At 64.8% G+C, this 12,220-nt stretch carries 8 protein-coding genes and 1 pseudogene; 7 read left to right on the top strand and 2 right to left on the bottom strand.

All coding sequences use genetic code 11. The annotated features are described in order from the left end of the window. Positions 1-176 precede the first annotated feature (176 nt). Positions 177-2,516, top strand: a complete 2,340-nt coding sequence (locus AC4BBN_RS09980; protein WP_490591833.1) for a PhoX family protein — start codon at positions 177-179, stop codon at positions 2,514-2,516. A gap of 88 nt (positions 2,517-2,604) precedes the next feature. Here the strand turns inward: AC4BBN_RS09980 and AC4BBN_RS09975 are convergent, their stop codons facing one another. Beyond that, positions 2,605-3,522, bottom strand: coding sequence for a LysR family transcriptional regulator (locus tag AC4BBN_RS09975; RefSeq protein ID WP_490591832.1), 918 nt, complete (start codon positions 3,520-3,522; stop codon positions 2,605-2,607). 215 nt (positions 3,523-3,737) lie between these two features. Here AC4BBN_RS09975 and AC4BBN_RS09970 point away from each other — a divergent pair. From AC4BBN_RS09970 to AC4BBN_RS09945, 6 genes and pseudogenes are all read left to right on the top strand, one after another. Continuing rightward, positions 3,738-3,884: pseudogene (locus AC4BBN_RS09970) on the top strand (SDR family oxidoreductase); the annotation flags it as partial. Positions 3,885-3,899: 15 nt separating this feature from the next. Further along, positions 3,900-4,886, top strand: coding sequence for an aldo/keto reductase (locus AC4BBN_RS09965; protein WP_490591831.1), 987 nt, complete (start codon positions 3,900-3,902; stop codon positions 4,884-4,886). A 300-nt stretch (positions 4,887-5,186) separates the two neighbouring features. Then, positions 5,187-6,374 (top strand): efflux RND transporter periplasmic adaptor subunit, encoded by a 1,188-nt coding sequence (locus AC4BBN_RS09960; RefSeq protein WP_490591830.1) that lies wholly within the window; start codon positions 5,187-5,189, stop codon positions 6,372-6,374. A 14-nt stretch (positions 6,375-6,388) separates the two neighbouring features. Beyond that, positions 6,389-8,335: a MacB family efflux pump subunit gene (locus AC4BBN_RS09955; protein WP_490592850.1), complete on the top strand. Its 1,947-nt coding sequence runs from the start codon at positions 6,389-6,391 to the stop codon at positions 8,333-8,335. Further along, positions 8,332-9,705, top strand: coding sequence for an efflux transporter outer membrane subunit (locus tag AC4BBN_RS09950; protein WP_490591829.1), 1,374 nt, complete (start codon positions 8,332-8,334; stop codon positions 9,703-9,705). Before AC4BBN_RS09955 ends, AC4BBN_RS09950 begins: the two co-directional genes overlap by 4 nt. A 192-nt stretch (positions 9,706-9,897) precedes the next feature. Then, entirely contained in the window at positions 9,898-11,253 is a 1,356-nt protein-coding gene (locus AC4BBN_RS09945) for a Fic family protein (RefSeq protein ID WP_490591828.1), read from the top strand. 20 nt (positions 11,254-11,273) lie between these two features. On the opposite strand, the gene AC4BBN_RS09940 is transcribed toward AC4BBN_RS09945, so the two are convergent. After that, positions 11,274-12,215, bottom strand: coding sequence for a bestrophin family protein (locus tag AC4BBN_RS09940; protein ID WP_490591827.1), 942 nt, complete (start codon positions 12,213-12,215; stop codon positions 11,274-11,276). Positions 12,216-12,220: the final 5 nt, after the last annotated feature.

Genomic DNA, 12,220 nt, shown 5'->3' with positions numbered 1-12,220 from the left:
CTGGCGCTGATAGAACCTGCGCCAGCAGCTACAAATTTAGGAGCTAAGCAGTCCTCGCGCCGACTCGCTCCCCCGCAAAAAATGCCCGCTTTAGCCCTGGGAAATTGCGGGTCTTTACATTAATTTACCTGTCATACACCGTCGCTACGCTTTGGATTTTTAACACCAAAGCCACCATGAACCACGGTACCGCCCCTGACAGCTTCATCGACCCCGACGACTTCGACAACAACCCCAGCCACAACCGCCACCTCAGCGATGTGATGGCCACGCAGGTGCAGCGCCGCAGCGTGCTGCGCTCCGGCGTGGGTGCGCTGGCGGGTGCCGCGCTGGGCGGTGTGGGCCTCAGCGCCTGCGGCGGTGGCAGCGAAGGTGGCCCCTTCGTCACCGTGCCACCACCGGTACTGGGCTTTACCGCTGTAGCCAAAGACCTGGTCGACCGCGTGACGGTGCCCGCCGGCTACACCGCCACCGTGATCTACGCCACCGGCGACTCGATCGACCCCGCCGTCACCGACTACCAGAACAACGGCAGCGACAGCAACTTTGCGCGCCGCAGTGGCGAGCACCATGACGGTATGCACTACTTCGGCCTGGGCAGCGACGGCAAGCCCTCGCTGAGCAGCAACACCCGCGCGCTGATGGCCATCAACCACGAGGCCATCAACGGCACGGTGCAGTTCATGCACCCCAATGGCCAGACCAATATCAGCTCCAGCGCCGGCCCGCGCCCCGAGGCAGAAGCACTGAAAGAAGTCGAAGCCCATGGCGCATCGGTGATCGAGATCGCCAAGACCAGCGGCAGCTTTGGCCTGGTGAAATCGTCCAGCTTCAACCGCCGCATCACGCCGCGCACGCCCATGGCCTTTGGTGGCCCGGCCAAGGGCTCGGCCTTGCTGGTCACCAAGTACTCGACCGACGGCACGCTGACGCGCGGCATGATCGGCAACTGCGCCAGCGGCTACACGCCCTGGGGCACCTACCTGACCTGCGAAGAAAACTTTGCCGGCTTCTTCCGCCGTGGCAGTGCCGACGACGCGCAGCGCAGCGCCAAGGAGCGCACGGCCTTCAAACGCATCGGCCTGGCGCAAGGTGCGGCGGGCGGCCAACGCTGGGCCACCGTGGTGCCCGCCGACAGCAACAACACCGAATACGCCCGCTGGGACGCGAGCAAGCTGGGCACGTCCAGCGACGGCAGCGACGACTTCCGCAACACCCACAACACCTTTGGCTGGGTGGTCGAAATCGACCCCTACAGCCCTAGCTCCACCCCGGTCAAGCGCACCGCCCTGGGCCGCTTCGCCCATGAAGGCGCCTGGCCCAGCAACCCCGTCGTCGGCAAGCCGCTGGCCTGGTACATGGGCGACGACTCGCGCAGCGAATACGTCTACAAATACGTCTCCAACGCAGTCTGGTCGGAGGCCGATGCCAGCCCCGCAGACCGTCTGGCTACCGGCGCCAAATACCTGGACAACGGCACGCTGTATGCCGCCAAGTTCAACGCCGACGGCACCGGCACCTGGCTGAAGCTGGACCTGAGCAATACCGCCATCAGCGGCAACAGCGCCTATGCCTTTGCCGACCTGGCCGACGTGCTGGTGAATGCCCGCCTGGCCGCCGACGCCGCTGGCGCCACCAAGTGCGACCGCCCCGAGTGGACCGCCGTGAACCCGCGCAATGGCGAGATCTACATCACCATGACCGAGAACCCGGACCGTGGCAACGTGGGCAGCACCAGCAGCAACAACGTGCCCAACCCCGATGTGGACCCTGCCTTCCCGCGCTACTGGCTGGACAACAAGGGCGTATCCACCCAGAACGCCACCACCACCACGCTCAAGGGCAACGTCAACGGCCAGGTGATGCGCATCCGCGAAACCGGTAACGACCCGTCTGCCGCCACCTTCAACTGGGACATCTACCTGTTCGCCAGCCAGGCCACCGCCGACATCGGCCTGGACAACGTGAACTACCAGGCCAATGTGAATCTGTCTGGCCTGACCGCGGTGAACGACCTGTCCAAGCCGGACGGCTGCTGGTTCTCCAAGGCCAGCGGCATCTTGTGGATAGAGACCGACGACAACGCCTACACCGACGTCACCAACTGCATGCTGCTGGCCGCCGTACCCGGCAGCTACGGCGACGGCGGCCCGGTCACGGTGACCAACCAGGCGAATGGCAAACCCGGCACTGCCGGCACCGGCCCGGTCTCGGTCAACACCTTTGCCGGCAAGAAGATGAACGAGACCATCTTCAAGCGCTTCCTGACCGCACCGCTGGGCTCCGAGGTCACCGGCCTGGCCGAGTCGCCCGATGGCAAGGCCTTGTTCATCAACATCCAGCACCCGGGTGAGAACACCGCCACCGCCAACATCGGCGACCCCAGCAAGTACGAGAGCCACTGGCCCGGCAACGGTGCCGGCGTAGCCGCCTACGGCCCCGGCGGCAGCACCGCACGCCCGCGCTCGGCCACAGTGATGATCACCAAGAACGATGGCGGCGTGATCGGCCTGTAAAGGCGGCTCTGTAGCGCGGCTTCTCCATTCGCCTGCTCACCAGTTGGGGGGGCGAATGGGCACCGCACCACGGCAACCACCCGCCGCTTTAGCGGAGCTTGCTGAGCGACTGCTGCACGCGAATGATGTTCACCAGCTTACGCAGCGCCGGGTGGTTGTGCCGGCGGCCGCTGTAGTACATGTGAAACGGTTCCGCCTTGAACGCGTGGTCGGCCAACACCAGCTGCAAGCTGCCTTCGTCCAGCTCGGCAGCGATGCGTTGCTCCAGAAAATAGGCCAGGCCCATGCCTGATTTGGCAGCCTCAATGGAGGTGGCGGTGTCATTGATCGTGATAGCACCGGGCACGCGTATCTGCCGTTTCGCACGCCCCCGGCCTAGCTCCCATTTGTAGCTGGAGTTGTCACCCAGCAGCAGCTGGATACAGGTATGGTGGGCCAGGTCATCCGGGTGCAAGGGCGCACCGAACTTTGCCAGGTAAGCCGGCGCTGCCGCCACCACCCACCGCTGGGCGCCACTCAAGGGCACGGCGACCATGTCCTCGGGCACGTGGTGGCCATACCGGATTCCGGCGTCATAGCCCTCGGCCACGATGTCGATAGGCCGGTCCTCCACCACGACAGTCAGCCGCACCTCCGGGCACAGCCTGGCAAATTCGGGAATGGCCGGCGCAATCAGCAGGTGCGCCGCGTCGGCAAACACGTTGATGCGCAGCTCGCCATACCGGCCAGCGCCGGGCGCGTCCAGCTCAGCGAGCGCGAGGCCGATCTTGTCGAAGCCATCTTCCAGACGCAGCGCCAGATCGCGGCCGACATCGGTGGTGGTCACCGCCCGGCTGGAGCGGTTGAACAGCTTGGTTGCCAACCGCGCTTCCAGGCGCCGCATCGCATGGCTGACCGCCGAAGGTGTCACCCCCAGCTGGATCGCTGCCGCCTTGAAACTGCGCGTGCGCACAATCGTTACAAAGACCCGCAGGTCTGCCAGTTCGACACTGTCAAAGAGCGACACAGATGAATTTCCTTCACTAACGCAGTGATTTTGGATCACCCTTCATCTTAGCCTTGCGCGAGACATCGGGGCTATAAATAAGACTGCACAACAAGGCGTGCGGCGGTCGCATGAGGGCGACGCTGAATATGTACCCGCGAGGCTGCGCGCCCTGGCTCGGAATGGGATGCAAGGCGCAAACCGCGAGGGACTTGCTCCGCGTTGCCTCAGGGTTCGCGGCCCAAAGCGCCACCATTCCGATCGCCCGGGCGGGACGGCCGGATGAGTGCATGGGTGCCTTTCTTTTCCTCGCATCAGAGGCGTTGTCTGGCTACATCACCGGCCAGACCATCGAAATCAACGGTGGACAGCTAATGCCCTAACAGGCAAGACTTGATATGCAACAAAGACCATTTGGAAACACCGGCAAAACCGTATCGGAAATTGGCTTCGGCGCCTGGGCGATTGGCGGCGCCTGGGGCGACGTCAGCAAACACGATGCGAAGTCGGCCTTGCACGCGGCGCTGGACCAGGGCACAAACTTTCTTGACACTGCCGACGTCTATGGCGACGGCCGCTCAGAACAGTTCATCGCCGAAGTGCTGAAAGAGCGTGGCGGCACACCACCGCTGGTTGCCACCAAGATCGGCAGACGGCTTTCGCCGCATGTGGCGGATGGCTATACCAAAGAGAACCTGACGGGCTTCGTCGAACGTTCGTTGCGCAATCTGGACACCGATTGCCTCGACCTGGTGCAACTGCACTGCCCGCCGCCTGCGGTCTATTACCAACCCGAAGTCTTTGGCTACATGGACGAACTGGTTGCCGCCGGAAAGATCCGTCACTACGGGGTGTCGGTTGAAAAGGTCGAAGAAGGCCTGAAAGCCATCGCGTACCCGAACGTCGCCTCGGTGCAGATCATCTTCAACATCTTCAGGCAACGGCCAGCATCGCTGTTTTTTGCCGAGGCCCAGAAACAGGGCGTTGCCGTGATCGCGCGGGTGCCTCTGGCATCGGGCCTGCTGACCGGAAAGATGAACGCAAACACCGCCTTCGCAGCCGATGACCACCGCGCCTTCAACCGCAATGGCGAAGCGTTCGACGTGGGCGAAACCTTTGCAGGCGTGCCCTACGAAGTCGCACTGTCGGTGGTGGAAGACATCCGACGCCTGGTGCCCGAAGGTGTCTCGATGGCGCAGTTCGCGCTGCGCTGGATACTGATGGAAGCGGCAGTCAGCACCGTGATACCCGGTGCCAAAAATGCCGTCCAGGCCCAGAGCAATGGCGCAGCCAGCGGTCTGCCACCCCTCTCGGCACCCAGCATGGCTGCATTGCGCGCGCTGTACGTGGACCGCATAGCACCGCACGTGCACCAACGCTGGTGATCGCGAGCTGGGTGCACAGCGCAGCCTGATTTATTTAAGAAATACTCTGTTTTTGATAGCGGCCAGCGCAGATTCAATCTGCGCTGGAGTGCATTCAGCCTTATGGTTTTTAATGCCAAAACCATAGCACCCACCCAGCTCGCGCCCTGGGTGCGATACGGTGCCAGGTACCGCTGGGGCCAGACCATCTACCAGGGCACGTACCGACGCCAGCGGGCGCTTTACATTCGGTTTACCCCCACCATGCAACGCGGGTACCAGCGCCTTGTAAAGTGCGTCCACCTTCTACTGTCGCCTTCCATGCCCAAAAACAAAATCCTTCGCTATTTGCTGCTGGCCCTGCTGGTTCTGGGCCTAGCCATCGGGGTCAAGCTGGTGTTTTTCCCGGCTGCCAAAAAGCCTGACTACGTGACCGCCACCGCCGCCCTGGCCGACATCGAGCAGGCGGTGCTGGCATCGGGCACGCTGCAGGCCTTCAAGCAGGTCAGCGTGGGCGCGCAGGCCTCGGGCCAGATCAAGTCGCTGAAAGTAGCGCTGGGCGACGTTGTCAAAAAAGGCCAGCTGGTGGCCGAGATCGACTCGCTGACCCAGCAAAACAGCCTGCGCAACGCCCAGGCTGCGCTGGCCAATGTGCAGGCCCAGCTGCTCTTTAAACAGGCCACGCAGAAGCAGGCCGAGCTGGCCTTCCAGCGCGCCCAAACCCTGCTGGCGGCCGACGCCGGCTCGCGCGCCGACTTTGAGGCCGCCGACGCCGCGCTGCACACCGCCCGCGCCGACGTGAGCGCGCTGCAAGCGCAAATCACCCAGGCCCAGATCGCCGTCAACACCGCCCAGCTGAACCTGGGCTACACCCAGATCCTGGCGCCCATGGAAGGCGTGGTGGTGGCCCTGGTGGCACTGGAAGGGCAGACCGTCAACGCCAACCAAAGCACGCCCACCATCATCAAGCTGGCACGGCTGGACACCATCACCGTGAAGGCGCAAATCTCCGAGGCCGACGTGGTGCGCGTGAAGCCCGGGCAGAAGGTCTACTTCACCATCCTCGGCGCACCCGAGAAGCGCTACACCACCACCCTGCGCACCGTGGAGCCCGCGCCCGACTCCATCCTGACCGACACCACCAGCAGCACCTCGACCACCACCAGCGCCACCGCGATCTACTACAACGGCCTGCTGGACGTGCCCAACCCCGACGGCCAGCTGCGCATCTCCATGACGGCCCAGGTCAACATCCTGCTGGACGAGGCGAAGCAGGTGCTCAGCATCCCCTCGGCCGCACTGGGTGAGCGCGACAAGCAGGGCCGCACCATGGTGCGCGTGCTGGGCCCAGACGGCCTGGCCGTACCGCGCGCCGTGAAGGTCGGATTGAACAACAACATCCACGCACAGATTCTGGAAGGCCTGAAGGCCGGCGACCAGGTGGTGGTCAGCGAAGCCGCTGCGGGCGACAGCAGCACCCGCATGCGCCGACCTCCCATGGGCATGTAGGCATGGACCAGCGTATATCTGGCCCCCTGCTGGAACTCACCGCCTTGCGGCGGGAGTTCCCCGCAGGCGAAGACACCATCACCGTCCTGAAGGACCTGAACCTGCAGATCCACGCGGGCGAAATGATCGCCATCGTGGGCGCGTCCGGCTCGGGCAAGTCCACCTTGATGAACATCCTGGGCTGCCTGGACCGGCCCACTACCGGCTCCTACCGCGTGGCCGGGCGCGAAACCGGCCAGCTGGACCCGGACGCCCTGGCCGAGCTGCGGCGCGAACACTTTGGCTTCATCTTCCAGCGCTACCACCTGCTGGGCGACCTGAGTGCGCTGGGCAATGTGGAAGTGCCCGCCGTCTACGCCGGCAAAGACAAGGCCGCGCGCCTGGAGCGCGCCGCCGCGCTGCTGACGCGCCTGGGCATGGCCGACCGCATGCGCCACAAGCCCGGCCAGCTGTCGGGCGGGCAGCAGCAGCGCGTCAGTATTGCGCGTGCGCTGATGAACGGCGGCAGCGTGATCCTGGCCGACGAGCCCACCGGCGCGCTGGACAAAAGTAGCGGCGCCGAGGTGATGAAGATCCTGCAGGAGCTGCATGCCGAGGGCCACACCATCATCCTGGTGACGCACGATATGCAGGTGGCCGAGCACGCCCAGCGCATCATCGAAATCAGCGACGGCGAGATCATTGCCGACCGCCAGGTGCGGCCCGCCACCGTGGCGCCCGCGCTGGCCGCACCTCCTGCGGGCAGCGCAGGCTGGGGTGCCGTGTGGGACCGCTTCACCGAGGCCTTCCGCATGGCCGTGCTGGCGCTGCGCTCGCACCCGCTGCGCAGCTTTCTGACCATGCTGGGCATCATCATCGGCATCGCCTCGGTGGTGTCGGTGGTGGCGCTGGGCGAGGGCTCGCGCCAGCAGGTGCTGAAGAACATCAGCTCCATAGGCACCAACACGATCGAGATCTTTTCCGGCGCCGGCTTTGGCGACCAGCGCGCGGCGCGCGTGCGCACCCTGGTGCCGGGCGACGCCGACGCGCTGGCCCAGCAGGTCTACGCCGACAGCGTGACGCCCACCGCCTCCAGCTCGGCCACGCTGCGCTTTGGCAACGTGGCCGTTACCGGCAACATCAATGGCGTGGGCGAGCAGTACTTCCGCGTGAAGGGCGTGCAGCTGGCGCAGGGCCGCTTCTTCAACCTAGCCAGCATCACCAAGCTGGCGCAAGAGGTGGTGATAGACGACAACACCCGCAAACAGCTGTTCCCCACCGACCCCAACCCGGTGGGCCAGGTGATTCTGCTGGGCAGCGTGCCCTTCCAGGTGGTCGGCGTGGCGAAAAAGGCCGAGTCCGGCTTTGGCAATGCCGAGGCGCTGAACGTCTACATCCCCTACACCGCCGCCATGCGCCGGGTGCTGGGCCAGGGCTATCTGCGCTCCATCACCGTGCGGGTCAGCGACGACGTATCCACCAAGGCCGCCGAGGCCGGCATCAACAGCCTGCTGAAGCAGCGCCACGGCGTGGTGGACTTCTATGTGCTCAACACCGACACCATCCGCCAGACCATTGAAAGCACCACCCAGGTGCTGACCCTGCTGGTGTCGGCCATTGCCCTCATCTCGCTGGTGGTGGGCGGTATCGGCGTGATGAACATCATGCTGGTGTCCGTCACCGAGCGCACCGGCGAGATCGGCGTGCGCATGGCCGTGGGCGCGCGGCAGAGCGACATCCGCCAGCAGTTCCTGATCGAAGCCGTGCTGGTCTGCCTGGTGGGCGGGGTGATGGGCATAGGCCTGTCGCTGGGCATAGGCTGGCTGTTCAGCCTGGCCGGCACCAGCTTCCAGATGGTCTATTCCACGGCCTCCATGGTGGCGGCGTTTGTCTGCTCCACCCTCATCGGCATCGTGTTCGGCTTTCTGCCGGCCAGCAACGCCTCTCAGCTCAACCCCGTCGAAGCACTGGCCCGCGAATGAAATTCAGCCCCCTTACTCTGGCCGTCCCATCCGCCTTGCTATGCGCGCTGCTGCTAGCCGGCTGCGCCACCCAACAGGCTGCCTACACACCGCCGACCACCACGCTCGCCAGCCAATGGAAGTACGCGGACGCCAGCCAGGCCGTCAGCAACGACGCCTGGTGGAAAGCCTTCAACGACCCGGTGCTGGACCAACTGGTCGCCCAGGCCCTGGCGCGCAACAACAATCTGGCCGCCGCCACCATCAAGCTGCGCCAGGCCCAGCTGCAAGCCGGTCTGGCAGAAAACCGCCCCGTCTTTAGCGGCAGCCTCAGCGGCACGTCCACGCGCACGCTGGACAGCCCGCAGCAAACCACCCACAGCAGCGGCACCAGCCTGGGCGTCAGCTACGAGCTGGACCTGTGGAACAAGCTGGGCAGCCAGCGCGACGTGGCCCTGTGGGAAGCCCGCGCCACCGAGCAAGACCGCGCCAGCACCGCACTCACCCTGGTGGCCACCACCGCCCAGCTGTACTGGCAACTGGGCTATGCCCAGCAGCGCCTGGCCTCCAATTTGCAAAGCATCGCCTATGCCCAGAAAACCCTGGCCCTGGTACAGGCCCAGGCCAGCGCGGGCGCCGTGGGCGGCCTGGAGCTGGCCGAGGCCCGGCAAAGCCTGTTGAACCTGCAAGCCACCCAGACCACGCTGCAGCAAAACGTGGTCACCGCCAACACCGCCCTGGCCCTGCTGTTCGATGCCGCGCCGGTGCCCGCCTCGCCACAGATGCTGCCCAGCAGCCCGCTGCCCGAGGTGGCCGCAGGCCTGCCTTCCGAGCTGCTGGCGCGCCGCCCCGACCTGCGCGCCGCCGAGCTGCGCCTGCGCGAAGCCCATGTGCAGATAGACGCCACCCGCGCCAGCTACTACCCGGCGCTCACACTCACCGGCGCGCTGGGCACCTCCAGCACCTCGCTGGTGAACCTGCTGCAAAACCCGTTTGCCAGCCTGGGCGCAGCGCTGAGCCTGCCGTTCCTGAACCAGCAGACCATGGACCTGAACATCCAGGTCGCCCAGGCCCAGCGCGACCAAGCCGTGGTCAACTTCCGCCAGACGCTGTACACCGCCCTGGGCGATGTGGACAACGCCCTGTCCGCCCGCCAGCAGTACCGCCAGCAAGCGGTGGTGCTGCAGCAGGCGCTGGACGCCGCCACCCAGGCCGAGCGCCTGTACGAAATCCGCTACCGCGCCGGCTCCGTCGCCCTGCGCCCCTGGCTGGACGCGCAAGACAGCCGCCGCACCGCCGAGATCGCCGTGGCCGAAAACCGTTTGAACCAATATGTGAACCACGCCACGCTGGTGCTGGCGCTGGGGGGGAGTGCAGGGGCGGTGAAATAGTGTTTGCTATTTAAAACATAGCTGCTAGCGCACGGTTTATCTGCGCCAACGGGCTAAAAGGCTGGCAACTTTGAGGAATGGCCGACCTTGCATTGCGCGCCTGTATCCTCTCAATATCCTATCAATACTGAGAAGATGACGATAAGATAACCCCAATCTCATCTCCATTGACTCGATATTGATAAGTTAACCATGGCCGAAAACCAGCTTGCCTCTCTGATCCAGACCTATCTGGCAGACCGTGCCCGGCAGGGGCTGGAGCCGGTGGGCGCTGAAGCCATCACGGCGCAAGTCCTCGGCAAGCGGCCCACCGTTAACCGCTACCTGGCGGCGCTGGTCAGCCAGGGCGACATCCTGAGGGAAGGGGTGGGCCCTGCGACCCGCTACCGCATAGCTGACGCCGCTACGTCCTCCGCCGCAGCGGCGGACACCCCCCGCGCCAAAGCCTCACCGCCATGGACCGCCGAGGCGCTGAAATTGCGCGCCCAGTTGCAGGCGCCGCTGGGCACGCGCATGCCGGTGACGTACCGCAGGGAGTTTGTCGATAGCTATGTGCCCAACCAGTCGTCCTTGCTGCCAGCCGATCTGGCCGCAGACTTGCTGGCCAGCGGCCGTGCCCAGGGCCAGCAGCCCGCCAGCACCTATGCCCGCAAGGTGCTGGAACAGTTACTGATCGACCTGTCCTGGCATTCATCGCGCCTGGAAGGCAACCGCACCAGCCTGCTGGACACCCAGACGCTGTTTGCCAAGGGCCGCTCCACCGGCGACGACGTGGACGCGACCATGCTGCTAAACCACAAGGACGCCATCGAGTTCATGGTGGACGCAGTGCCCGAATACGGCATCACCACGCCCGTGGTGCGCAACATCCAAAGCTTGCTGATGCAGGGCCTGCTGGAGAACCCGGACGCGGTGGGCGCGATCCGCAACACCGTCGTCCACATCACCGATTCCGTCTACGTGCCGACGCAGGTGCCGTCATTGCTGGAAGAGATGCTGGGGCTCATCGTGGACACGGCCCGGCAGGTCAAGAACCCAGTCGAGGCGGCGTTCTTCCTGTGGGTCCATATTGCCTATTTGCAGCCCTTTGAAGACGGCAACAAACGCACCAGCCGCCTGTGTGCCAACCTGCCGTTGATGCTGACCAACTGCGCGCCTTTGTCCTTCCTGGACGTAGCTGCGGACGACTACGCCATCGCCGTGACCGGCGTGTACGAGCGGCTGGACGTGACGCTGGCCGCAGAGCTGTTTGCCTGGACCTACCGCCGCTCCATCGCCAAGTACCGGGTGGTGCTGGAATCCATGGCCGCACCAGACCCATTCCGGGCCCGCTACCGCGAGCATGTGGGCGAGGCCATCCGCCATGTGGTGGAAGGCGCGACTGCGGTAGAGGCCATTGCCGCCCTGGCCCTGCCAGAACCCGACCAGCCGCTGTTCCACGCGCTGCTGCGCAAAGAGCTACAGAGCTTGGAGGCTTTTAACTGCGCCCGCTACCGGCTGGCGATACGCAAAACGGAGCAGTGGATCGCGCAAGGCAGGCCGACGTAATTCCATTTCCAGCCCCCACATCAACTCAACCGGAAGTCCACCGGCACCAGGGGCGGAGGAATATCGGTGTCATCCAGCGACTCACGCAAATTGATTTCCAGGCTACGGCAGATCGCGTCCAGCGGCAGGTCATTCGGCTCCAGGCCAAACGGCTCTTCAATCTCGTCGCCCAGCGCGTCCAAGGCAAAGAAGGTGTAGGTCACGATGGCCACCACCAGAGGCGTCATAAAGCCAATCGAATCCACCAGCCCGAAAGGCAGCAAAAAGCAATACATGTATGCCGTGCGGTGCAGCAGCAGCGTGTACGAGAACGGAATGGGCGTGCTCTTGATGCGCTCACATGCCGCGCCCGCCCCGGCGATGGCGGACACCGTCGCGTCGATGGACGCGGCCAGGCAGGGGTCGATGCGGCCCTCTTGCAGGCACAGCTGCAGGTCCGCGCCCATGCGCAGCATCAAGTAGTCGGGCGGGTTGGACGACGTGCCCATTTTCTGCGACTCGGCAGGCAGCAGGAAGCGCAGGGTGTCGTCCACCGCACTGCTGCCCCGCAGATAGTGGCGCAGCGCGTGCGCGTAGGCAACGCAGCGGTAGACCATACGCACCCGCACATCGTCCAGGCCGCTACTGGCCTGCACGGGCTGCGGATAGGCCAGCAAGCTGGTGCACTGCCGCGCCAGGTTGCGGCTGCGCAGCAAGATCTCGCCCCACAGCTTGCGGCCTTCCCAATACCGGTCATAGGCCGCCGTATTGCGAAAGCCCAAAAAGATCGCAATCGGCAGGCCGATCAGCGTGAAGGGTATGGTGGTCAGCGTGATCTTGTGGGTGAACAGATCACCGTGCGTGAGCGTCACCACGATGGCGATCAAGGTGTTGACCAGCAGCGCAGGCAAGATGCGCGGCAGCACCGACCCCCGCAATATCAAAAACAGGCGCAAGCCGGAGGGGCGGTCTCGGACGATCATGGGAG

It is taken from the genome of Rhodoferax sp. SPJ21, from assembly GCF_058216335.1.
Note: the sequence above shows the minus strand (reverse complement) of the source record. Positions and strands in the feature narration are given on the sequence as shown.

Coding starts and splice junctions, on each gene's coding strand:
- AC4BBN_RS09965 (WP_490591831.1), top strand. CDS start 3,900: ATGCAACAAAGACCATTTGGAAACACCGGCAAAACCGTATCGGAAATT.
- AC4BBN_RS09940 (WP_490591827.1), bottom strand. CDS start 12,215: ATGATCGTCCGAGACCGCCCCTCCGGCTTGCGCCTGTTTTTGATATTG.
- AC4BBN_RS09945 (WP_490591828.1), top strand. CDS start 9,898: ATGGCCGAAAACCAGCTTGCCTCTCTGATCCAGACCTATCTGGCAGAC.
- AC4BBN_RS09950 (WP_490591829.1), top strand. CDS start 8,332: ATGAAATTCAGCCCCCTTACTCTGGCCGTCCCATCCGCCTTGCTATGC.
- AC4BBN_RS09980 (WP_490591833.1), top strand. CDS start 177: ATGAACCACGGTACCGCCCCTGACAGCTTCATCGACCCCGACGACTTC.
- AC4BBN_RS09960 (WP_490591830.1), top strand. CDS start 5,187: ATGCCCAAAAACAAAATCCTTCGCTATTTGCTGCTGGCCCTGCTGGTT.